This window comes from Ahrensia marina (assembly GCF_001293565.1).
Taxonomy (GTDB): Bacteria; Pseudomonadota; Alphaproteobacteria; order Rhizobiales; family Rhizobiaceae; genus Ahrensia; species Ahrensia marina.
This window is the reverse complement of record NZ_JXMU01000018.1, coordinates 57,409-81,228: the sequence shown is the minus strand read 5'-3', so window position 1 is coordinate 81,228 and position 23,820 is coordinate 57,409. Positions and strand designations below refer to the sequence as shown.

Annotated in this window: 19 protein-coding genes and 1 pseudogene; 9 read left to right on the top strand and 11 right to left on the bottom strand. The window is 51.6% G+C overall.

All coding sequences use genetic code 11. The features are described from left to right. Positions 1-48 precede the first annotated feature (48 nt). The 7 genes from SU32_RS12745 (at position 49) to SU32_RS12715 (ending at position 7,726) form a co-directional block, all read left to right on the top strand. On the top strand, positions 49-855 hold the full coding sequence (locus tag SU32_RS12745; protein ID WP_053999755.1) for an RNA polymerase sigma factor: 807 nt from the start codon (positions 49-51) through the stop codon (positions 853-855). After that, positions 845-1,411, top strand: coding sequence for a hypothetical protein (locus SU32_RS12740; RefSeq protein WP_053999754.1), 567 nt, complete (start codon positions 845-847; stop codon positions 1,409-1,411). Before SU32_RS12745 ends, SU32_RS12740 begins: the two co-directional genes overlap by 11 nt. Next, on the top strand, positions 1,398-4,784 hold the full coding sequence (locus SU32_RS12735; RefSeq protein WP_053999753.1) for an ATP-dependent helicase: 3,387 nt from the start codon (positions 1,398-1,400) through the stop codon (positions 4,782-4,784). Before SU32_RS12740 ends, SU32_RS12735 begins: the two co-directional genes overlap by 14 nt. Before the next feature lie 89 nt (positions 4,785-4,873). After that, complete coding sequence (locus SU32_RS12730; RefSeq protein WP_053999752.1) at positions 4,874-5,725, top strand: multiubiquitin domain-containing protein; 852 nt, start codon at positions 4,874-4,876, stop codon at positions 5,723-5,725. Further along, positions 5,722-7,110 (top strand): ThiF family adenylyltransferase, encoded by a 1,389-nt coding sequence (locus SU32_RS12725; protein ID WP_053999751.1) that lies wholly within the window; start codon positions 5,722-5,724, stop codon positions 7,108-7,110. Before SU32_RS12730 ends, SU32_RS12725 begins: the two co-directional genes overlap by 4 nt. A gap of 1 nt (position 7,111) precedes the next feature. Next, the gene (locus SU32_RS17670; protein WP_053999750.1) at positions 7,112-7,495 is read left to right on the top strand and encodes a ubiquitination-like system serine protease family protein; all 384 of its coding nucleotides are present in this window, start codon (positions 7,112-7,114) and stop codon (positions 7,493-7,495) included. Between the two features lie 9 nt (positions 7,496-7,504). Continuing rightward, positions 7,505-7,726: a WGR domain-containing protein gene (locus SU32_RS12715; RefSeq protein WP_053999749.1), complete on the top strand. Its 222-nt coding sequence runs from the start codon at positions 7,505-7,507 to the stop codon at positions 7,724-7,726. 74 nt (positions 7,727-7,800) lie between these two features. On the opposite strand, the gene SU32_RS12710 is transcribed toward SU32_RS12715, so the two are convergent. From SU32_RS12710 to SU32_RS12700, 3 genes are read right to left on the bottom strand one after another with little or no spacing between them, the layout of a single operon-like run. Further along, positions 7,801-8,658 carry a hypothetical protein gene (locus tag SU32_RS12710; protein WP_053999748.1) on the bottom strand — a complete coding sequence of 286 codons (858 nt, stop codon included), beginning with the start codon at positions 8,656-8,658 and terminating at the stop codon, positions 7,801-7,803. A gap of 15 nt (positions 8,659-8,673) precedes the next feature. Continuing rightward, positions 8,674-9,288, bottom strand: coding sequence for an SMC-Scp complex subunit ScpB (scpB, locus tag SU32_RS12705; RefSeq protein ID WP_053999747.1), 615 nt, complete (start codon positions 9,286-9,288; stop codon positions 8,674-8,676). Continuing rightward, complete coding sequence (locus SU32_RS12700) at positions 9,285-10,250, bottom strand: DUF1403 family protein (protein ID WP_053999746.1); 966 nt, start codon at positions 10,248-10,250, stop codon at positions 9,285-9,287. The genes scpB and SU32_RS12700 overlap by 4 nt, the downstream gene beginning before the upstream one ends. A 127-nt stretch (positions 10,251-10,377) precedes the next feature. Between SU32_RS12700 and SU32_RS12695 the strand changes: the two genes are divergently transcribed. Next, positions 10,378-11,550, top strand: coding sequence for a site-specific integrase (locus tag SU32_RS12695; protein ID WP_082376723.1), 1,173 nt, complete (start codon positions 10,378-10,380; stop codon positions 11,548-11,550). A 211-nt stretch (positions 11,551-11,761) separates the two neighbouring features. On the opposite strand, the gene SU32_RS12690 is transcribed toward SU32_RS12695, so the two are convergent. The 4 genes from SU32_RS12690 to repA form a co-directional block, all read right to left on the bottom strand. After that, the gene (locus SU32_RS12690; protein ID WP_201454941.1) at positions 11,762-12,130 is read right to left on the bottom strand and encodes a secondary thiamine-phosphate synthase enzyme YjbQ; all 369 of its coding nucleotides are present in this window, start codon (positions 12,128-12,130) and stop codon (positions 11,762-11,764) included. A gap of 50 nt (positions 12,131-12,180) precedes the next feature. After that, positions 12,181-13,494 (bottom strand): plasmid replication protein RepC, encoded by a 1,314-nt coding sequence (gene repC / locus SU32_RS12685; RefSeq protein WP_053999744.1) that lies wholly within the window; start codon positions 13,492-13,494, stop codon positions 12,181-12,183. A 170-nt stretch (positions 13,495-13,664) separates the two neighbouring features. Then, positions 13,665-14,651: a plasmid partitioning protein RepB gene (gene repB, locus SU32_RS12680; RefSeq protein ID WP_053999743.1), complete on the bottom strand. Its 987-nt coding sequence runs from the start codon at positions 14,649-14,651 to the stop codon at positions 13,665-13,667. A gap of 71 nt (positions 14,652-14,722) precedes the next feature. Next, positions 14,723-15,928, bottom strand: a complete 1,206-nt coding sequence (gene repA, locus SU32_RS12675) for a plasmid partitioning protein RepA (protein WP_144421131.1) — start codon at positions 15,926-15,928, stop codon at positions 14,723-14,725. A gap of 407 nt (positions 15,929-16,335) precedes the next feature. On the opposite strand from repA, the pseudogene SU32_RS17665 reads away from it, so the two are divergent. Beyond that, a pseudogene (locus tag SU32_RS17665) lies at positions 16,336-16,614 on the top strand (RES family NAD+ phosphorylase); the annotation flags it as partial. A 24-nt stretch (positions 16,615-16,638) separates the two neighbouring features. Here the strand turns inward: SU32_RS17665 and SU32_RS12670 are convergent. The 4 genes from SU32_RS12670 to SU32_RS12655 form a co-directional block, all read right to left on the bottom strand. Continuing rightward, positions 16,639-17,547 (bottom strand): DUF2493 domain-containing protein, encoded by a 909-nt coding sequence (locus tag SU32_RS12670; RefSeq protein WP_053999741.1) that lies wholly within the window; start codon positions 17,545-17,547, stop codon positions 16,639-16,641. A gap of 187 nt (positions 17,548-17,734) precedes the next feature. Further along, positions 17,735-18,193 (bottom strand): hypothetical protein, encoded by a 459-nt coding sequence (locus tag SU32_RS12665; RefSeq protein WP_053999740.1) that lies wholly within the window; start codon positions 18,191-18,193, stop codon positions 17,735-17,737. 203 nt (positions 18,194-18,396) lie between these two features. Next, entirely contained in the window at positions 18,397-19,416 is a 1,020-nt protein-coding gene (locus tag SU32_RS12660; protein ID WP_144421130.1) for a DUF7146 domain-containing protein, read from the bottom strand. Next, entirely contained in the window at positions 19,413-23,777 is a 4,365-nt protein-coding gene (locus SU32_RS12655; protein WP_053999739.1) for a strawberry notch-like NTP hydrolase domain-containing protein, read from the bottom strand. Before SU32_RS12655 ends, SU32_RS12660 begins: the two co-directional genes overlap by 4 nt. Positions 23,778-23,820 lie beyond the last annotated feature (43 nt).

Sequence of the window (23,820 nt, the reverse complement as noted above, 5' to 3'; positions counted from 1 at the left end):
GACTTCACGTATGTATTTATCCATGAATTGAAATATTGATCGCTAAGCATGAGCAACCTGCCACCACTCCGGAAGAAAACTGTCGAAGGGAAATTGTATGAGCGCAGAGCCGCGACAGAAGTCGTAATTCTCGAGTGTCTCGAACTAACATTTGATGAGCTTTGCGATCGTGCCGAGATCAGCGCCAGAAAAAATCCTGACTATATCCCTTCTGAGGCGCTGGTATATTTCCTCAGACAGACGAAGACACACAATCACGATGCTCAATTTGGCAGGCTCTACAACATTTTACAAAAGCGTATAAAGAGAGTCTGCCCTCGGTCTGAATTCCGAATCGGTGATAAAGACGGAGCGAATGCAAACTTGCTGGACTTGCAAGAATTCGTGCTTGATGACTTCGCGGAGCGCGTTATGTGCGACCGGCAAACATATGAAGAGAAACTTGACGGCTTCGAGGTTGCATTCGACCACATGATTGCCCGTCGAAAAGACGACGCACTAAGAAAAATGTACCGTCGGGACAAGCCCACCGAGCCGCTCGAATATGATGCAGATGGAGATATTCCTGCTGATGTCGAGAAGGGTCTTGTGGAGCTGAATCCGGAAAAAAACAGCTTTGAAGACGAAATCACTTACCGGTTTCAGCTACAGCGCGCGATTGGCTCCCTTCCAGATGATGAAAGGCGGGTTATCACTATGATCTTTGCAGGAATTCCAAGCGAAAGTAACGACCCCGAGGTTCAAACAATCTCGACGATCCTTCAATGCGAACCACAGACAGTCCGAAACCGCCGGAACAGGGCAGTAAAGAAGCTGCAGGCAATTTTGGGGACGGAGGTGAAAGATGCCCACTGAATTAAATCGCGAAGCGATATTGGACGACTTCGCCATGGAGGAGCAGCTCGCACCAGAAACCCTGAGAAACTATATTCAAAAGTATCCGATGTTCGCTGTGGAATTGACAGATTTGTACCACGAGCTGTTATTGGTTGATCTGTCGGCGGCCACAGATGGAATACAGCTTGAGACAAAGTCAGCAATACAGCCAGCACAGCAAGACGCTGTGTTAGTTGCAAACGCTCTCTCTGGCGGAAATCTAAGGAGTTTGGCTGAGAAACTGGAGTTACCCCGCGACTACATTGCTGGGTTCAGAGATAGAAAATTCCGACTTGGATCAATCCCAGGCACCTTGCTCACAAATCTTGCTAAATCGGCCAGCGTCTCCGTTCATCAACTGATCGCCTATTTCCACGCCCCGCCTGGGATTGGGACACAGATGTCGTATAAGGCAGATGGCAAACCACAGGGCTCTTCCGAGCTTGAATACGATGACTTCGTACAAGGGCTTGGCTTGAATGAAGCTGAGCGGGAAGCTCTCAAAAGACTGTCAGTGTCAGATGGATCAGATTGAGCTTGCTAGGCAGAAAGCCACCGAACTGCATGATAATCTTGTCGCAAAGGGTGGCGATCCAGCCAATCCGCTCGAGTTCATTCTACGGGAGGCCAAGAGACGTGACATCGAAGTTCGCACATATTCAAAGGGCCATGCGCAACTTGAGGGTGGACAGGCGCTTTTTGATGCTGATGCACACGCTATCCGCCACGAAGAAACCGGCAGCGACTTTCTCAATGCGTTTTTGATCGCCCATGAAATTGGCCACGACGAATTCGGTAGTGCTGGTGACGCCACTCCAGCGATGGGAATCGATCCGGCACGCTCAGCCGACCCGGCAGCGACCGGTGCAGAGCGACTTTTGGACTACAGCCACAAGGGCCGCCAAGAAGTTCTGATGGACCTCTTCGCTCGAGAATTGCTGTTTCCAAGAACTATGGCGCGGAAATGGTACCTTGATGAGGCACTTACGGCAAAACAGATATCGGAACGGCTTGGCGCTCCCTACGACATGGTCGCCGTTCAACTTTTTGACGCGCTGTTATTGCCGCAGATCGAGGTAACGCCTCAAAAAAAATCGAAACCCAAACAGCTCAATCCAGAACAAAAAAAAGCTGCAACCCACGATGGCGGTGCGTTGTTGTTAAGAGCTGGTCCTGGGACCGGCAAAACTCAGACCCTCATTGGTCGGCTTGAACATCTCAGAGACAAGGGCGTTGACCCTGCATCGATTTTAGTCCTGACCTTCTCAAACAAGGCAGCGGGTGAGCTCTCTGATCGGGCTTTGGACTTATGGCCCGAGGCGGCAGGTGCCATTTGGATTGGGACGTTCCACTCCTTCGGACTCGACATCGTACGCCGCTTTCACGACCGTTTGGACATTTCAGTTGAACCAACCCCTCTTGATCCAACAGCGGCGATTGCACTGCTGGAAAACGAGTTTGTTCGACTGGACTTGCAACACTTCAAAGAACTGTATGATCCGACAGACCAGCTAAAAGATATCTTGTCTGCCATATCGCGAGCCAAAGACGAAGTGGTGAACGCCCCGCGATACAAGGAATTTGCAGACGCAATGCGCGCGTCAGCAGTTGCAGACGAGGACATTGAAACGGCTGAGCGTTGCCAAGAAATTGCTCAAGTCTACGAGGTCTATGAAACTCTGAAGAAGAACGGCGATTTTGTTGACTTTGGAGATCTTGTTGCGCTGCCGACAGCCCTTGTTGAAACAGATCAGCAAGCCTGCTCTCTGCTTCAGGATCGCTACACCCATATCTTGGTCGATGAATATCAGGACGTAAACAGGGCAAGTGTGCGTTTACTTCGAGCACTCAAACCCGATGGCAAAGGATTGTGGGCGGTCGGCGATGCAAAACAATCGATCTATCGATTCCGAGGGGCTTCCTCGTTCAATATGCAGAGGTTCTTGGAGGAAGATTTCCCCTCTGGTTCTATCATGAACCTTGTAACCAACTACCGATCTTTTCAGGAGATCTGTGACGGCTTTGTTGAATTTGCCAACGCTGAGATGCTGGCGGCCGAAGCGAATGTTCAAGCCGTAGCCCATCGAGGCTCATCGTCAACAAAACCTGGCTTTGTGGCGGTGGAAGGAAAGCACGATGAAATCGACGAAATAGCCGCTCGGACTAATGCAGCAGTTGGTTCCGGCATACCTTTCAAAGAACAAGCTGTGTTGTGTAAGGCCAATGATCGGCTGGCAGATGTGGCCGCGGGGTTGGAATCACGCGGCATACCTGTGTTGTATCTCGGACCATTGTTTGATCGTCCTGAGATTAAGGAAGCGCTTTCATTCTTGTCTTTGCTGACCGATCCGCGCGCGATGGGACTTTCCTGTGTGGCCACGATCCCAGAATTCGAGATGCTAATCGACGATCTGTCGGTTTGCGCTGAGCGATTAGCGACTGGCGACAAACCAGACCCACTTGAATGGAAAACCCGTCTCTCGAACTCGACGAATTTGACCCCCAACGGGCAAGGCGCATTACAATCGATAATTAATGCACTTAATGGGCTCAGTGAAAGGTCGACCCCTTGGCGTGCATTCGCATCGATTTATCTAGACAATACCAATCTGGTGCGTGGACTGTTCAAACAAGCCCAAGACGGGATATCGCTGCCTGCTATTGCCTTATGGCAGTTCCAGAACTTCCTTCGCTCGGTCCGTGTAGACGGCGAAGGATATCCCGTGACTCTAATTCTCGATCACATTCGCAGACTGGTCATCCTTTCGGACGAGAGGGATTTGCGTGATTTGCCGACAGCTGCCCAGTCCTTGAATGCTGTTCGCTTGATGACCATTCATGGAAGCAAGGGCCTTGAATTCAAAATGGTGCATCTTCCAAGCCTGACAAGTCGATCAATGCCGTCCGCGTCTCGACAAACCTCACCTGCACCACCCGACGGAATGATCGATGGACCTATCCATAGCGGAAAAGGCGCGGTGCGTGCTGGTCACGATGAAGAACAGGAATGTCTGTTCTTTGTGGCATTGTCGCGGGCGGAAGATGAGTTGGTTATGTACTCATACAACAATCGGTCGAAGTTTATCGATCGCATAGCCCATAAATTAGATTTTCCCGGACAGTTGGCTGTGACGCAGGAAAACGCAACCAATGAGAAAACAGTTGGGGTTGCCTTTGAAACGCCTTTGACGATCACGCCATCTCAGCTTGCGCTTTATGAAAAATGCCCGCGGCGCTTTCTCTACGCTCATGTGCTTAAACTGGGCGGCAGGCGTACAGAATCTGCTTTCATGAAAATGCATGGAGCAGTCCAAAAAACCATTGACGACTTGGTGAATCCAGAAAACTCGATAGGTTCAGAAGCAGAGCTTGAAGTGCTTTACAAGCGCCATTGGGAAGCAAGAGGACCAACTGATCACGGCTATGCGTCTGACTATGAGCGCGCAGGGCGCCAGCTCCTCACATATCTTTTCAAACTGCGCCAAGGCGAGACTCCGCGGTCGCCTGCAGATTTTGCCCTGAATCTGGGGCACGCTCAGATTGTGGTGCGTCCCGATGAATGCACAATCGACTCCGACGGTAAGCTCATCATGCGGCGAATAAGGACGGGCCGACAGACTAAGAAGTCAACCGACACCTTGGATGCTGCTGCTTATCAACTCGCCGTTGAACCAACAGGCGATTTCGAATTTGTCTTTCTGTCCAGTGAAGAGCGTGGCTCGGTAAGTATGGGTACGACCAAGCTCAACAATCGCAGAAGGCAGATTGAGGAAGCGACACAGGCAATCCGTACCGGATCGTTTCCGGCGTCCCCAAAGCAACCCGCCCGAACCTGTCCGCGTTGTCCATACTTTTTTATCTGTACAGATGCGCCGTCAGGGGAACTTTCGAAAAAAACCTTGAACTGATTTACCGGTTTCCTGCAGTGGCAGCGATTGACCTTGTGAAAGCACGAGCATGAGGCCCGTGTTTCGTAACAATACAAGGTATAAATCGAATGAAACCCAATGAAAAAGATGATCGCTACCGCGTTCTGATTGCAGATGAAAATCTAAACTACAAACCTCATGTGTTTGACGATCCAAAAGTTCTTGGACGTGAAATCATCGAAGCAAACGGGAGCCATCCTGTCGATGAGCATGTTGCCATTGCTATATTGCCGAATGGCGACTTTGAAGACCTTCGCCTTGATGAGAAGTACGATCTTCGCGGACGTGGCGCTGAAAAAGTGATTGTTGCGCGCACCGATCGCAGCTTCAAGTTCAAGATCGATGACAAGGACCTTGAGTGGCCGCACGCATGCATCAGCGGGTTTGTGCTCCGTAAGCTTGCTGCGCTGCCGGCGAACTACAATCTGTGGCATGAAATTCCAGGTCAGCAAGATCAGAAAATTGCTGACAGTGATGTTATCAATCTCGATGCCAAGGGTGTTGAGCGCTTTATCTCGCTCATCGATCAGACGACGGAGGGGGACACCCTTCCGTCATTTGATCAGAGTTTTCTGGCAGATCACGGCTATCAGTTCGAGGTCATTCAGGAAGCCGGCAAGACCGGCATCATCCTGAAGTCGCTCCATCTGCCGGAAGGCAAATTCAATGCTGCAATGGCTGACGTACTTGTGCTGCTCCCCCCGGGCTATCCCGATTGCGCACCGGACATGTTTTACGCGTCTCCGCATTTGACGTTGTCCTCCGGTCAGGTGCCCAAAGCTTGTTCGGCACAGCTCGGCTACGCGGGTCGGGTATGGCAGCGTTGGTCGCGTCACAACAACGCCTGGCGACCCGGCATCGACGGTCTGCGTACCATGGTTGCGCGGATCAAAACGGCATTGGCGGAGGCACGGCCATGAAGGGCACGTTGGATGTTGTTCTGGCAGACCCGCACGAAGCCGGTATCCGGTCCCTGCTGACGCAGGGTGCCGGTGCCGAGCGGTCCGCCTACATGCTGTTTGGACAAGCAGCGATTGATTGTGACCCGTGGACAAAAGCGCCGCGGACAAGACTGATTTCACATGCCTTCATCGACATTGATAAGAGTGACATGGTTTCTGCCTCAAACCACCATGTAACGTGGCAAACAGATGGTTTCATGCAATTGCTTGGCGATGCGACACGCAAAGGGCTGGTTCCAGCAATTGTGCACACCCACCCTGACGGTCAGGCGCGTTTTTCAAAGCAAGATGATCAGAATGAAGCAGAACTTGCCCGAACGGCTTTGATCAAAGGCGCTCCGGGCCTGATTAGCGTTCTGATCGCAGGAAACGGTGATTTAGCCATCCGCATATGGCTAACGACAGATGGTCCCAATGACATCACCCGTGTGTTGCACACTGGATCAAGTTTGAAGCTAACAGCAGAAGGAGATGGCGGACTCCACTTCTTGGATCGCCAAACACGCCTTTTCGGAGAAGAGGCAAATGCAATAATCACGAAGTATCGCTGTGGCATCGCTGGTGGCGGGGCAACAGGCAGCGCTGTGTTACCTCTCTTGATGCGACTTGGAGTTCGTCAAACGGTATTGTTTGAAAAAGATCGGGCCGAAGACACGAACCTCAACCGGCTGCATGGCGCGCGCCAGAATGATGTAACCGTTAGCAAGCTTAAGGCTGAGATTCATGCTCGTACAGTGGCTGAGACTGGCCTCGGCATGAATTTCGTTGCTGTGAGTGCTTGGGCAGGGGAACCATCCACTTGGGATGCACTAAAGTCTTGTGATGTAATTTTCTGTTGCACTGATGATCATGCCGGAAGGTTGGTGTTAAACCGTTTTGCTCGGTTCTATGGGATCGCCGTGATCGATGTGGGTCTCGCCATGCAGCGTCGTGATGATCACAGCTTTGATCTCTTTGCGCGAGTTTCAACCCTAGTCCCTGGGCACGCCTGCCTCCTGTGCGGCGGCTTCATTGATCCCAGACGGGCGCGCGAGGAATCCCTGCGACGTAGCGATCCAGATGATTACGAAAAGCTCAAGGAGGAGGCCTATGTCCTTGGCGAAGGTGATCCATCACCTGCTGTTGTGACGTTCACGACGGAAGCCGGGTGCATGGCCGTCAACGAATGGCTGACAGGCATCACTGGATTTGCGGGCTCAATGGTTTCAACGCGAATGCGCAGGTTTCACGCCCGTGATGAACGGTTTCCTCAAATCAGCCCTCGCTCGAACTGTCCCTGCTGCGATGACCAAGAGACGTTGGGACGCGGAGATGTGGAACCCTTTCTGGATATGGTGACATAAAATGAAAAAGTCTTTAGCGAGCATGCTCCGATGGTTAGGAGTGCTGCGATACGACTACCTGGCTAGCCAGCAGGATAGCTTTCCTCAGCAGTCTGAGACCGGCCGGGAAAAACTGATTCTGGTCCAGAGCGGTAGTATAAAAAAATGGGCATGCTTGACCTGTCCTGGCGGGTGTGGGGAGAGAATTTCACTATCTGTCAATCCTGATCACCGGCCTCGTTGGCGCGTCGTCACCGACTTCTGGAAAAGGCCCACACTACACCCATCTGTGCACCAGCAAAACGAATGCGGATGCCATTTTTGGGTGAAGAAGGGCCAGGTTCAATGGTGCAGGGGCGGACGCCCGAAGCCTCAAAAAAGAAAAGACAATACGCTGAGGTCTTAGGAAGAGGTCATGCGCTTTTTTTTGAGGAGGACAGACAGCGAGAGGAATATGGACCGATATTATTCGATAGAAACAGTTCCTGGGCTATTTGGTCAATTTGGTGTCGAGCGTCACTGGGGTCGCCGTGGCACAACAGGCCAAACAAGGACAGACTGGTTTGAAACTCTCGATGCCGCGCTTGCAAAGGCCCGCATCATTGTTGAGAGGAAGCGTAGGAAAGGATATCGCTAACAGCCAACGCAGAAGAGCCATGAACTGATGAGTTTGTTGATTTGTTCGAAGTTCCCAGCGTTGTTGAGATAGATTCAGTCCAGATCACCAAATTGAAGTTCAATGACGAAGCGCTGAAGATCAATGCCTTGTAGTTCTGCAAACTTGGCGATTACTGGCCAAGTCATCTCTTCGCAGGGGTTGTGAATCTCTACAGTTGGATTGCCGTCGAAATCTTCATTGAACCATGCAAGGTCGTATTTCTCCAGAGTTTTAATCAGGCGCTTGATATTAGAAGCCGAGACGCCCAATGAACTGACAATTTCGTCGCACAACAAGCATGCTCGTTCGTGCACGATACTATCTCGCTCAACAGCTGCTTTCAAAACTGAAAGCATGAAGTCACGATGATCTGGAGGGCCCTTTCTCAACCGATCAACATAGTCCGCTATTTGCCTTGCCGTAGGATCAATCTCTTCTTCTGTTAGTCCATATTTTCCCATGGCTACCTGGAACGCCTCGAAGGTCAGAGGTTTGGTTGGTGTCAGTTCATTGATCGCGTCAGGATACTTGGTTGAAAAATTTTTCAACAGCGTCTGAGCTGCTGCTGCAAATCGACCCTCGTGATCAGCCTTCCACTTTTTCAGCTGTTCTCTTGTGTGCGGCGCATTCGCCCCATCAACTTGTGTGTGATGATTGGGGCAAAGCAGCAGAAGGTTCTCAAACGCCCTCCGGGTTTCATTAGTCATTGAGCTATCAAAACGTTTGCCCGTTGGCATTGCAGAAGCGATATGAGCGATTTCGCCAATCATCGTCTGATTGGCATCGAACAAAACATTATTGCATGAGGGTTCTGCGCATTCGTTGCCAGACAGCAGATAGAGTCGGCGAACTACCTCCTGTTTCGGAGTTAGTCGTTTCACGACCTCGCTAAGTTTGTTTTCTTCAGTCATCTTGTACCTGGTCGCTCAAACTGTTCCTCTTTCGCTGTTTTCATCAACTGCAATGTCGAGTTCTGGAAGATCTCGCAGACTCTGCAGATCAAACGTCGCCAGAAACTCCAACGTCGTAACAAAGGTGTGCGGCGCACCAGGCCTTGGACTTTTCGGACCGATGCCGATCAGCCTTTTATACCGCAGTCGTCCGAGCAGATCGCGATTGATCTCTTTACCGAAGAGCTCGGCAAGCCCTGCTCGGTCAATCGGTTGATGATAGGCGACTGCGCACAACACTGCCATCTCATCCTGAGTAAAATCATGCTGCTTATCATCAATATCCGCCGCCATCCGTATCGCCGTCGCGTATTGTGTTCGTGTGCGGAACATCCAACCACCTGCAACTGAAACAATCTCATAAGGCTTGCCTTTGAGGTCGGCCTGGATGTCTTCAATCAGCAAATCGATACTGGCATCTTTTCCAACGACCTTTTGCACCACGTCGCGCGGCACAACTAACGCACTCGCAAAGATCACGGCTTCAATCCGGTTCATCCATTCGCGCCAACGCAAATCAGCTGGCAAATCTGCCAGTTCAAGGTCAAGCCATTCGAGCTCATCTTGTGCCTGCTGCTGAGCCGCATTCATGAACTCACCCCGTAAAGCCGGAATGTGGAACGGCCAGTCAGTTCACGCACCACACCCAGCTCAATCAGACGCTCACAGAACCGACGCGCGGATCGCGGTGTCATCGTGGTGCTGGATCCACGGATGATCGGTGATAGCATCGTTGAAGGCAGAACGGCCTCTTCCGAAAGAAACAGACGCACAGCGTCTTCTGATCCTTTGGTGCGCAGCTTTGGTTCGACTGCGCGAAGGTGCGCAGCACGACGTGCCAAGTCATGGGCCAATCGCACGGTGTCCTGAGCAGCGCGGGTCACAGCTACATGACAGGCAATAAGGCTATCCTCGCCCTGAGATGCTTCACGCAGGGACTTGCCCTTGAGATGAAGAGCGAGCAACGGAAGTGGTCCATCCCATCCTAGCGACCGCGCCAAGATGGCGTCCGCACAGAGCAGTGCGAATGCTTCCTGCCTCGGAAACAGTTGAACTATGTTGCCAAGCAACAAAGCGGCCTTGGCAATTGGGGTGCCCTCATAGTCTTCGGCCTGTTCCATCCAACCTGGAAAAGGATCCTGCATGCCTTCCGGCAACAATGCACACAAGCGGTCGCGCCAACCGGCATGGCGGAAGGAGATCCCAGAGCCAGTGCGCCACAGCGCCACCATATCGCCTGCAGGCCCCCGATGAATAAGGCCGTCTTCGCCGGACGTCGCCAACAGATAGGCATCGCGGATGTCGGCCTCGCTTTGCACCCTACCCTCTATCTTCAAACAATGAGCAGCAGCACGGAGCGCCAGCTTGTTCCGTAACAATTCAGTAGGAACATCGATATTAGGATCATGAAGGGCGACATGCAGCAAAGCGAGCGCTGACCCACTGGCAAAGCCAGATGCCTCAGGGGTATTGGTAACTGAACCGGCCATTATCCAATTGGGCAAAATGGGTTTGGGCAATTCGGTCTTTGCTGCATGGGTCGCCTGCTTCATAGACATCAGCCTAATTGGCTACGGCGCTTTTTACCAGTTTATTAACCATAAACCGCCCAGCCTTAAACAACTTTTCTATGTCCAATAAGTTTGCATTATCGGACACAGCAAGAGTATCCTTTGAAACATGGGCAAATCACCACAAAAAGCCGAGAAATCGAACTCAGCCACGAATGCTGGGCCTGTTCCTGCTGATGTCGACGAGAGCGGCCAACTCCGACAAAACGCTGATGACCTCCCGGACATTGATTTGAACGAACTCTATGCAGGAAGCCAATCAGAAAGCACGCAGGACATCGCAGTGCCTGCACATGTGGCCGGTTCTGGTTCTTTGGATGCGCTTGTCGATCAAGCCCGCGACTACGCCAACAAGGCGACGGCCGAGAACACCAATCTGGCCTATAAGAAGGATTGGGCAGACTATGCCAGCTGGTGCAGGCGGCGCGGCGCAAACCAGCTCGAACCGGATCCACAACTCATAGGCCTGTACATCACTGAGCTGGCCTCACCCCAAGATGGCTCCCCTCCCCTTGCCGTGTCGACCATCGAACGGCGCTTGTCCGGACTGGCGTGGAACTACAGAAAGCGTGGCTTGGTTCTGGATCGAAGGGATCGGCACATTGCTACAGTTTTGGCCGGTATCGTGCGCGAACATGGAAAGCCCCCAGTTCAGAAAGAACCGATTTCCCCTGAAGAACTGCTGGAGATGGTGGCTACCCTCACCTTTGGGCTGCGCGACATGCGCGACCGCGCCATGTTGCTCATCGGCTATGCCGGTGGCTTGCGCCGCTCGGAAATCGTCGGCCTGGATGTGGGCCGTGATCAAACGGAGGACGGCAAGGGCTGGGTCGAGATCGAAGATGGCGGCGCCATTATCATTCAGCGCACAAAGACTGGCTGGAAGAAAGCTGAAATCGCGCGCGGTTCATCGGAGCAATCCTGTCCTGTTCATGCCCTCGAGCAATGGCTGCACTTCGCCAAGATCGCCCATGGCCCAATATTCCGGCAAGTTCTGCGGGATAATTCCAGGGTTCAATCGGATCGCCTGACAGACAAACATGTCGCTCGTCTGATCAAGAAGACGATGATGGAAGCCGGTCTTCGATCTGAACTCTCTGACAAAGAGAGAATGCAGTTGTTTTCAGGTCATTCGTTGCGCGCCGGCCTCGCCTCCTATGCTCAGGTGGATGAACGCCATATCCAGAAACAATTGGGACACGCTTCAGCCGAAATGACACGCCGATATCAGCGAAAACGAGACAGATTCAGCGTGAACCTTACCAAAGCAGCGGGGCTGTGATGCTAATGAAATATACTTGAGCATTGTTGCTCTGATGCAAAACTGGAGAGGCACTCGCGAACGAGCGACGGCACTCAATACATTTCCGAAAGGTGCTTCTCGAGTACGTTCGGCACCTTAACCTCTCCGAGCTCACATTTGGCCTAACAATTCTTTCAAAAGTGTTGAACAACCAATAATTTCTGCAGTTCTAAGGGTGATATCCACGCCATCAATTCCCAATGAAGTGGCAACGGATGCGACGTATCTTTGGTGCCTCTCGATGCTCGAACAAATAAAGACTTTGAACCTTGCCAAGCGGCAGCCTCTCGTTTTCAACTGGGATTGAAACCTGCGTCTGAGTGAGTAGAGCGCGCAAGTGAGACGGCGCATTATCTAGATGATCGGGTTTGTGTCGGTATTTGCCCGCTTTCTGGGGCAGGAGATCTTCGAAAAATGCATTGATATCAGCAATAACATCATCGTCTGCATTGGCTTGCCCGAGAAACGAAGCACCAGTGTGAACACACCACAACGTTAGAAGACCTGAGTCAAATTCATGCTCATCCACGGCGGATTGAACCATGTCGCTGATATCCACGAGCCCCTTGCCCGGTGTCTCAACGGACAAATCTTAGAATTTGTGTTTCATCAATGTGTCCCCGCTTCACTCAATCGACCGTAGAAGCTTCGATCCAGATGAAGTTCGCCTTTTTGGGCTTTTTCGATCATGCCACGCAGATATCCGCCCGGTGATTTCACTTCTCCAGTTTCGTATTTGTCGTAGACAAGCGCGATGGCAGCGGCAGCAATTTGCGCACCAAGCACCTTCTGGGCAGCATTCCAGGCGTGCTCCGAAATTCCCGCCATTCCTCGGATTTTTCCGGCCGCTCGATGGAGATCATTCCAGTCGCGAATGTAGCCTTCAGTGCCTCTGGCTAATGCACCAAACCGCGGACAGCTCAGCATAAGCATCCCAATATCAACCTGAGAAGTTCGTTTGTTTGTGTGAGAGCTCCACTGGATATCCAAGTCAACCTTTTCAGGTCTCTCAGCACGCACTGGTTGTTGTTTTTCTGGCTCGAAACTCTCCGCGGCCTGTTTTTCGAAGCTGTTACTAGATACAGGATTAGGTTGGTTTGTAATTAGTATATGGGTATCATCTGCGACACCTCTGGGTATCATTTTTTTATTAAATCTAACAATATTGGATGCAATATCAGCCTCCTGAGAGGGCGATTTTTCATCGGATGCTTCGGGCCAATCAAATGCGGCTTCGAAAGCTTGCTCGACGCGCTGTTTGAACGCTTTGAACCAATCAACGATGTCCAAGAGCTTATTAGGCGCTGTTGAGCGCGTAGGCAGGGCTAGGAGCAGTTCTGCGAATTCTTCCTTCAGCTCACGCCATGGGCCTCTCAGATTGCTCTCCAGAGCCTTTTCTATCTTCGCGCGGATGATACGGCGTGTCACCGTCACAACGTTGCGCATTGAAGCGCAGAACTCGCGCTCTTCCTTGATACGGACATAGAGAGCTTCAAACTCAGCTGTACGCGCCGCCAGAGGCGCTAGATCGAAGCCGAAAGCTTCTACGATCACGCCATCCTCGTCCCTGTAGCCGTAGCGCTTACCGTTCGGGCTGTCTTTGATCCAGATAAGGCCAAGTTCAGCTAGCCGGCGGATATGGCGCCGCAACGCTGACAGCGAAAAGCCCGTCTGTTCGATCAGGTAGTTGTTTGATGCCCAAACGATAGGCCGCCTGCCCTGCTCCCAGTCCTGCGATTGGGTAAAAGCGGCGAGTGTATCGAGCAGCAACAAGTCCGGGGCCTTAAGGCCTATGGCTGCAGCCACCTTCTTGGTTGCAACGGTTGCTTGTGATTTGGGTATAGAAAGCCCTTCACCGGCTTGTGCGTGCTTTTCAGCCACCACAAGGCCCGGCGTTGGCTTGCGCCATCCGTTATGTGTCATGATAGTTTTTAGACCTCCATCTTAGAATGAAGGCAAAAGTTCCCCGCTCACCGAATCGCTACAAAATTCGTTGACAGTGATTCGCGAGAGAGTTATCTATGAAGTCGCTAAACAGTTAGATGAGCTCTCATACCGAAAGGTTTGGGGGCTTTTCTTTTGCCGTTAGAACACTAGGATTTTCCTTTCTTCTGTTCTTCAAACGCCCGATAAAGCGCTTCAAGATTTTCCGAGAGGTATTCTCCAAAAGCCGCCGCATCGGTGGATTTCAGGGAAATGCTATACGCCTTCGGAGAACTGCTGAGTGAGGCTTTGATCCTGCCTTCGCCCGCTTCCCACTTGCGTGTGTTGGACTTCGTTGAACTAGCTTTCTTGGGCGAAGCTCCCTTCGCCTTCAATAAGTTCAATAGCTGGTCAAATCGATCTTCGGATTCTGCATTTCGAAACGCATCTGTTTCAATCAATGCTGAAGCTTTTTTCTTATTGGCTGGAATGATAATGAGTCTCTTCAGCTCCTCCCAACGATCGCGGCCGACTGACTTGGCTGTTCCGATGGCCTCCAAAAATTCTACCGAGATCTTCTGGGAAACCGACAACATGCGTGACAACAACGTAGCATCAATGGTCAAGGCAGCCATCGCTACATCTTTGCCGTACCCGCCATCAATAATGCTCTTGGCGTACAGCGCTTTTTCAATGAAAGAGAGGTCTTCTCTTGCCGTGTTTTCTTGGCCTTGAGCGATCACATGGGCAATATCTTCAAGTTCTCTAATTACCGCACGAACTTCTATACCCAATGCTCGCGCCACACGAACACGCCTATGGCCAAAGACCACCATATAGCGACCTGACTTCTGAGGATGCGGTTTCAAAAGAACCGGTGTTTCCTGACCATGCTCAGAAATCATGGCCTTGAGATCTTCAAAGGCCTGATCATCGCCGCTCAAGCGGTCACGTAGGAAAGATGCATCGATCAGGGATGGATCAATTTTTACAACTGTTTCACCATCGACCAATCGCTTCGCATTCTTTGCAATATCTTCCAACGAAGACTTCATGGATTTAGAGGCGCCTGTCTGAACGTAGCTTGAGCGTGTTTCTTTTTGCTCCGGGTTCGGCGCCGCGCCAATCACACTATCTAAAAGACCTTTGCGAGCCATAGCACCCTATCCCTTTGCCAATTGACTGAAATTGTGTGTGAATTTCGATTTCTGCACGGCTGTCAATTTTCTCATGACCTTCGCCCCCATGCCTGGTGAACCAAAGAGGCGACTTCTTCATTGACTGCATTGAGTGAATCAACGGCACGGTCATAAGTTTTACGAATGAATTGAGATCTATCCACCTCGTAAAGGGTCTGCTTTGTAATGCCTGCATCAGATACCGCTGTGGACTTTAGCATTTGGGCACCGAGCATTTGATTGGGAAACATGGCCTGCATAAAACCGACCATCTGTTGTTGAGGCCCATCTGTCGGCTCATACCGCGTCACCAGATATCGAAACCATTGAAGTTTCATTTCGGCACCCGCTTGACGGATAGTTCCCATGATGCCTCCAAGCATCAAGAGAAACTGGCTCATGGACATGATGTCCAGCATCTGGGGGTGCACTGTTATAAGAACCGATGTCGAGGCTGTAAGAGCCGTGAGAGTGAGATAACCAAGTTGTGGCGGGCAATCAATAACTACGATGTCGTAGTCTCCATCCACTTCATTCAATGCGCTAGAGATGCGCGTAAAAAACAGTTTACCTTCTGGCGTTCCTGGGTTGGAGGCAGCAACCGGAGTGTCATATTCATATTCCTGCAACTCTAAATTGGCTGGAATGATATCCAAGCCCGGAAAATTGGTTCGGAGTATCACATCCCTGATCGATTTCATGTCGTCATCATAACGCAGACATTCATAGAGTGACGGTACATTGTCCAACTCAGGTTGAATGCCATGGAGCGCAGTCAAAGACGCTTGCGGATCAAGATCAATCGCAAGAACCCGGTGACCTGTGAGAGCTAGGTGCTGAGCTAGGTGTGAGGCAGTCGTCGTTTTACCCGAACCACCTTTAAAGTTCACCACCGAAATGACTTGAAGTTCTTCACCGACGCGCCTGTGGGGAACATACTGCTTGGAACCAGAACGGCCATGCTTGTCGAGATATTGTCTCAGCTCCAACATCTGCTCCGCAGTGTAAGTGCGGCGACCAGATTGGGAAGTTGTCGGGACAGGGCCTTTGCCCTCCAGATGAAGCTTCTTGATATTGGACTGCGTAACACCGAGGAAGTAGGCTGTTTCTGCAAGCGAGAATTGACGTAAACTCTTTTTGGCGTTCGGCGGATATTGTTCCATACGAAGCATATTGAGCTTGTCTGATATCAATTCGCCTTGCTGGAGAATGATCTCGTCGAAGTTCAAGTCGCTCTGGTCTGGACCTTCAAACATCGATCTCATTCCGACACTCTCCAAATATCGCTTTTTCGCGAAAATCTATCTACTAAGTGTCACTTACTCCGATTCTATCGCTCGGACAACCGATTTATAGTTAACAAGAAGTTAACGAATGTAGCCGCGCTAAGGTAGAAAAGTCGTTCTTGCTCTTTTGTTGCTTGGAGTGGCAAGTACACTACAAATCATCGCTCCTGTTTTGTTAGCCGTTGGTTTCATTATCATTTTTCTGATTCTGCACGGCTGTCAATTTTTAGAGGGGAGATCCCCAACCAATAAAGTTTAAACCAGCAGGAGGTGATCGCCAATATCCAACCTTATCAAAGCCTCGCATTTACAGTTGCCGCATCTTTCGAGCGACACCATTGTACTGATCCTCTGGCACACCGCCTGCCCGCGCTGTAGTCAACGCATCCTTTGCAACCGCGTTTCACGATGTTCGCGGCTTTGTCGATGATCCGATACATGATGCTGAACCACTGATTGGCTATCCAGCTGGTCAAGCCATGGCTCGACAGCTCAGAGCCGCCCATTCAAACGGCCTTCTCTTTCAATCTGCGAGAAGGGCAGGTGGGGTATGCTTGGCAGCGTTTCGCCCAAACTTGATTCAAAATGTCCGTCAAGGAAGTACGTTTGTATTCACTTGGGCCGGTTCTCCTGAGCCTCACATCGCTTCCATATAATCCATGAGGTCTAAGAGAGGGGCATTAAGCCCCTATCCGTAGGACTTTGATGCCGAGCTTGAGAGCTTTATCGACCAGATTTTCGGTCACACCAGAGCCGGGTGTTGCAACAAGGCCTTGGGGCATTGTCTCAAGCAATTTGTCATTGCGTTGGAAGGGGGCAGCACGACCATCTTTCTTCCAATCCGGCTTGAAAACGATCTGTGTGACACCGCGATTGTCGGCCCATTTGGAAGCGATTGTTTCGGCTGATTTGGGAGCGCCGCCATGAAGAAGGATCATGTCCGGATATTTCGACTTTGTGGCATCGAGTGTAGCCCAGACGATGTTGTGATCCTGAAAGTCACCTCCTGCAAAAGCAATTCGCGTTCCTTCAGGACAGAGCGTTTCGGTTTCTTTGCGGCGTTTCGCCATCAGATAGGATTTGGAATCGACCACGGATGCTGTCAGAGCCCGGTTTGAGACCCTTGAGCCCGTTCGTGGCAACCAGACGGAACCCGTGATTGCAGCGAAGTGCTGTATGGCTATGTCTCGCATGGTCTCAAAGCTTGATACTTGCTCAGTGAGCGTTGCTGATCGATCCTGTATGCGCTCAAGTTCAACGGATTTAACCTCAGAGCCATCCTGTGCGGACAAGAGTTCTCTCATCGAAACATCGGTGTCATCCAGACGTTTTGAAAGTGCGGCTATGCGCCGATGGAAGATATTGGTCATCGACCAGAGCACCTCTTCGAGGTCGTCTTCCAATTGAGAGCCTGAGAGAAGTTCCTGAAGGGAACCGAAGAGACTGACCATAGCGAGATCAATTTGATCGTCATCGGGCAAATGACGATGATCTGGTTCATCTGCTGGGGGCGGTGCGCCGTGCATGGCCAGATGATCCATGATGGCTGCTGTCTGCGATGTTTGGTGGGTGTGATCAGGATGTAGCATTTTCTTGTCCTTCTTGACCTGTTTCCGGTTTGGATAGGTCGATAAAGGATCTGCGGCAGCTGATTTGCATCCGTCAGGAGCGCAGTGAAACGGAGCATGGAGAGTGGTCAGAAACTTGCTTCGCGAGGAATGACGGCCAATCTTGATTGGCGGGCAGGGGATGTTTATGACCAGAAGCCATTGCTGATCAGATGAGGGGGCTCGCCCCGACCCGTTGATCCATCGCCCGTCCCATCCAAACGGAACAGGTCAAGGCAAATATGGAAATGCATGTATCAGGCATGAAACTTACAACTTGTCTTTGACAGCACGATGGAGCTGCTTCCGGTTTCGTCACGGTCTTAGCAAACACGATTTTGTCGGCCACACTTTTTGAGCAAATGGGTATGGACCGCCGAAAGAGGTCATCAAATTCGGTTTCCACTTCCCGACCGGCAGACCTTAAGGCATTGCTCATGCGTTCCTCTGCTCCCATGATTGCCAGCCAACGGTCTTCATCTTCTTGATCATGTTCAAAAGGGAGCGCCAAGGCCTTGTCATCTTCGAGTTGATAGCCTGCCATTTCCAAATAAATACCGACTTCGTGCCGGACTGTTCCGACAAGAATTTCCAAGTCTTTGATTGTTTGCTTTTCAGTACCGATCATCAGTTGCCTCCAAAATTTGAACTTGCCACTATTGTCTTTGGGCACACGTTCTGAGGCAAGACCTGTGGGCACACTGCCTTTCGGAGGCAGTGGTCACAGCGCCCAATTCTTGGGCAAGTGCTTGTGATTGAACGAAACTATTTTTTTTCAAGGGACGCAGTAACGACGGGAATGTCATGCACGATTAGGCAAGATCGAGAAAATCACGTCATCTGTGAGATGATGAACGCCTCAAACTTTTCTGTCCCCATAGTCTCCAAATCATCGTTGAAGTCACCTGAATCAGGAACAATATCCCCTACCCAGATGTCCATTTTCTCAGCTGTCTGTCGAAGCCGTTTGGCGGCCATTTCACCGGCTTCATCATTGTCTCTTGCAATCCAAAGGCGCTTGATGTTGGAGGGTGGTTGAAACAACCCAAGATGATTGGCGGTCAGGCAAGACGCGAGATCATGATCGGGCAACACGGTCCCGATTGAGAGGACGTTCTCCATGCCTTCACCGACGATGAGATCATCGCTGTAAGCACCTTTGCCAAAGCGAATGGCATTGCCATAAAGCTGACCTAAAGCCCGTTTGGGGTTCTTGAATTCTGCAAGACCCTTGGTCTTTGGATTCAAAAACGTGCGCGCAACGCCTGTGATGACACCATCATTGTTTGTGACTTTAGCAAGGAGCGCAGGATGTTGCTGAACTTCGCTCTGATCGTCTGGCCGGACATAGACGGAGGGATGGAACTTGAGGGCGGGGCCGAAGCGCTTAATGCCGCGTCCGAAAAGATAAGCTGATCCCAAAGTTTTGTATGTGGATTTTCCCAGTTTGAAGAGTTTCCGCGCGTTGCCGATATTCTCATTGGTTTTGATGGCAGGGCTGGACGATGATGCATTATCGGAAGCGTCAAAATCGTCCGGCGTTTCACCCAAAAAAGACCAGCAATCATTGAGTGTGTCTTTGAAGGAACCGCCCCGATTGGCATGGAGGAGGTCAATGAGATCTCCGTATTCGCCGCTCGCATAGTCTGTCCATTTACCGGCTCTTCCTTGGCCATGATCAGACAAGCGGATGGCAAGACTTTGACCTTTGGCGCCGGATGTATCGCCGATCTGCCAGTAGTTGCCTTGCTTGGTGCCAGAGGGGAAAAAATGACGACAAAAGCTTTCAGCTCTTACCGCCAAGTTCAGGGAGAGTTTGTTGATGTTGTTTCGTGATGAGATCCCCCTCATGCAGCTTCTGCCTTTTGCTGAGCTTGTGAACCAACGGGATCATCTTCCAAGATCCTAGCCAACACGCTCATGTCTGCTAGCGGAACAAAGAGCCGTGTTCGCCATTGAATAATCTCAGTAAAACATCCCATGCGTTTGAGGTCCGCCGCCTTTGATGGATTAAACCCGGTAAGCTCGAGGCGATTTTGACCCATAACGAGGGAGCGACGCAAACTGGTTCCGCTTAACAGAGTTAAGCTGAACCTTTGGTCCATGACCGCCTTCACGACATTTTCAGGCGACAGATCAAGCTTACAATCAAGACCAAGCCGATTGTAGACATTGATCAATTGGTCTTGGGTGATCAGGCGGCCAAGAACGCGCTCTTGAGACGATGTTTCAAGCCGGTAAATGCGCATATTGTCGCTTGGAAGTCGGTCCCAGATCGGCAGCAGTAAACCACAGATCATCGTGATCATTGAGGTCGAGAAATCAGGCACATTGTCGACCTCTTCCTGCCACAGCATCTCAAAACGCTCATCAGTGCATTCCTCCCAATTCGATTTCATAAACTCGGTCATGTCGAAGAGGTCGGACCCCATGGGCCGCACAAGCTCAAAACGAGGAATGGGAACGCCGTCCTCATCCATATAGGCTGGTGCATTGAGACAGAGGGCTGCCCGCTTTGAGGCCTTGTTCCAATAGAGTGCGGCATTGTCGATCTGGCTGGCATAGTGCTTGACCTTTGATAATGTAAGCGGGTGATTACGGTCGGTGCGTTCAATCGTCAGCGCTGTGGTCTCAGAACCAGTTTTGGGGTCTTCAAAAATCACACGGCGTTCGATGATTTCGAACTTCTCAGCGCGCAGCGTCTCCAGACCGACATCAAGCGTGCCGGCTTTGCGAGCATCGTCAATGAGCGTTTTGAGGAAACCCGTGAAAGCCTCAAAAATCGCATCCTGCATATCGATCCGCAACGCTAAACAGCGGTTCAGGAATTGCTGGATAGGCGGCAGGTTTTCTTTGATGGAGCCATCGTCATCATCCAAGGTGAGGCCAGTCATCTCCTGAAACCTTGTGTAGGAACAGGCGTCGATTTTACCAGCACGCAGTTTGTAGAAGAACTGTCGAAGGGCCGCTTTGGCGTATTTCGATTCCAGATTGTCCTCGGCGCGGAACATGTTCTGGCCACCGGTTTCGCGCTGGCCTTTTGTGATGGCACCGAGTGTGTCGAGACGTCGGGCGATTGTTGATAGGAACCGTTTCTCGCCTTTTACATTGGTGGCAGTTGGCCGGAAGAGGGGAGGCTGGGCTTGATTGGTCCGGTTGGTACGGCCCAAGCCTTGAATGGCGTTGTCAGCTTTCCAGCCTGGTTCCAGTAGATAGTGAACACGCAGTCTTTGGTTCTTGGCGTTCAAATCCGCATGGTAGGAACGGCCGGTGCCGCCAGCATCGGAGAATACCAGAATACGTTTTGTGTCATCCATGAAGGCAAGGGTTTCGCCGATATTGGAAGAGCCGGGCCGGTTTTCGACGGATAATCGTCCATCCTCATCGCGCACGATGCGGCGTTTGCGCCCCGTCACTTCAGCCACCTGGTCGGTGCTGAAATGCCACAGGATCTGATCAAGGGCACCTTGAACGGGTGCGAGCAGGCCAAGATGTTCCATCAGCGCGTCGCGGCGGCGCTCGGCCTCCCGGCATATGATTGGATTGCCAGCACTGTCGACGGCAGGACGTGACCGCAGATTGCCATCCTCATCGGTGTAGGGCTCAAAGAGCTGTGTTGGGAAGGAATGCATCAGATAGTCCATGACATATTCGCGCGGTGTCACGTCCACGTGCAGATCGGCCCATTCGGAAGCTGGGATTTCTGCCAAGCGGCGTTCCATGAGCGCTTCGGAGGTGGAGACAACTTGAATCACGACCGAATGGCCAGCTTCAAGGTCGGCCTCAACCGCCTTGATAATGGAGGGGCATTTCATGGCTGTGATGAGGTGATTGAAGAAGCGCTGTTTGTTACTTTCAAATGCGGAGCGCGCTGCGGATTTTGCTTGGCTATTCAGACAGCCATCTTCGGTCGAGATGCCTGACGCTTCGAGGGCTTTTTCCAGATTGTTGTGAATGATCTGGAATGCGTCGGCATAGGAATCGTAGATCTCCACCTGTTGCGGTGTCAGATCATGAACCAGCATCTCGTATTCCACGCCTTCATATGAAAGCGAACGGGCGAGGTAGAGGCCAAGGGCTTTAAGATCGCGTGAGATGATCTCCATGGCAGCAATGCCGCCAGCTTCCATTGATGTGACGAACTCAGAACGGGTCTTGAAGGCAAAGTCGCCTGTCGCCCAAAGACCAAGACGCGAGGCATAGGCCAGGTTAGAGACAATAGTTGCGCCTGTGGCTGAAACATAAAGCACGCGCGCATCGGGCACGCGGTTTTGCAGCGCTAAACCGGCAAGACCTTGTTGGGAAGCTTTGGTATCACCGCGCTCGCCTTTTTGAGAGGCGGCGTTCGCCATGGCATGACCTTCATCAAAGGCGATAACGCCATCGAAATCTGATCCGAGCCAATCGACCACTTGGTCGAGACGGGCCGCTTTTCCCTCCCGTTCTGCTGAGCGCAATGTGGCATAAGTCACAAAGAGGATGCCTTGGGCAAGTTTGATCTCTTTGCCTTGCTTGAATTTCGCAAGCGGTACGATATCGCTCTCACGGCCGCCGAGTGCCATCCAATCCCGTTTGGCATCTTCGAGCAGCTTGTCTGACTTGGAGACCCAAACGGCGCGTTTGCGACCATGAAGCCAATTGTCCATGATGATACCGGCGACTTGGCGCCCTTTTCCGCAACCCGTGCCATCTCCAAGGAACCAGCCACGGCGCAGGCGGAACGCGCCTTCATCCTCTTTGTTGGCTGCCTGCAGTGATCCTGCAATCTCAGATGATTTGAACCAGCCTTTGAGATGCGTGTTGTGAGCATCACCTGCATAGATGACGCTTTCGAGCTGCGGGCCGGAAAGAACGCCATCATCGAGAACAGTCTTGAGCAACTTTGGACGGTGTTTGGGAAGCGGCGGGACCACCGAGGCCATGGCGGCGGACTGAACCAGTTTTGTAGGGTGCTCGGCTGCGCCCGGGATCTTTATAGCTTGAAGGGAATAGGCCTCGTAGACGTTCGAATCTTGTGATGCGGTTGAAGCAGACTTTGCTGTTGCCTGCGCCTCATAATCGAGAGTGATGCTCTCAGCGCTGTCAAACGGATGCTCTGAAGCTTTGGCAGCTATTTGGCGCACTTGAGAGCGGGCGGCATCTCGGATGGAGAGGATCGAGTTAGGAGTTGAGGCTGGCTCGGCAACTGTCACGCGCTCCAAACGCGGCGGTATCTCTTGAAACACCAGCTCTGCAAGTTTATCCAGATTTTCCATAAAGGGGAAAAAGGCTTTGGAATTGATTTCACAGTTTTGTCCCGCTTTCCTCTTGTCGATCACGGTAAGGCGGGTTTCCACAGAAGTGCCGTGGCGCGCAAAGACCGAGCCGGCAATTGGTGCGGACAGTGCAATTGTTGCCTGATCGGCAATGCGTTCAAAGGCTGTGCGAAAGCCTTTGGTGGCAGGATTAAAGTTTGAGCCCGTGATAGCGACGAGCCGGCCGCCGGTTTGTAGCCGTGATAACGCGGAGAGCACATGATCGGCTGTGGCTGATTTGTGTTTGCCGTCGACATGCTTTGCCACCGAAAAGGGTGGGTTCATCAGGATCAGACTGGGCGCAACTGAGCGAGAGAGACGATCGTCGATGCTGGCCGCATCGTAATCTGTCACGGTGGCACGATCGAAGATGTTGCAAAGAAGCGCGCGACGCAGATCGGATAGTTCATTGAGATGCAATTGGCAGCCTTTGAGGGCCGCGAAGACGGCGAGCATACCGGTGCCAGCGGACGGCTCCAGTACGACATCATCGTCTTGGAAACAGGCGGCCTGCGCTACAATGGCCGCTAAGGGCAGGGGCGTGGAGAATTGCTGCAATGCCACCATGTCATCGGATCGACGCGTTTGTGTTGGAATGAGCCCTGCCAGTTTTTCGATCATGGTTAGAAAGGCGCGCGGGTGTGCGACGGATTTCTCCATGGCAAAGCCGTAGCGCTGCATCATCATAATTTGCGCGATCTCTGCGGCTTCATAGGCCTCTTTCCAGATCCAGGCACCGTCTGCATCTGAGGCTTGATAGGCATCTTGCATGGCTTTGCGCAAAAGCTTGGCATCCAGTACGCGACCTGCTTCCAGATGCTTTGTCAGCTGCTGCGCTGCCGCCAAAATCTTGCTTGCGGAAGATTGGGTGGGTTCGTCGTCGGTAGTGTTTTGGGTCGTGAGTTTTTGGGCTAGCATGTAAGGTCTCCTTGATTGGGTTCTTTGGAACCCGATCGGGGGA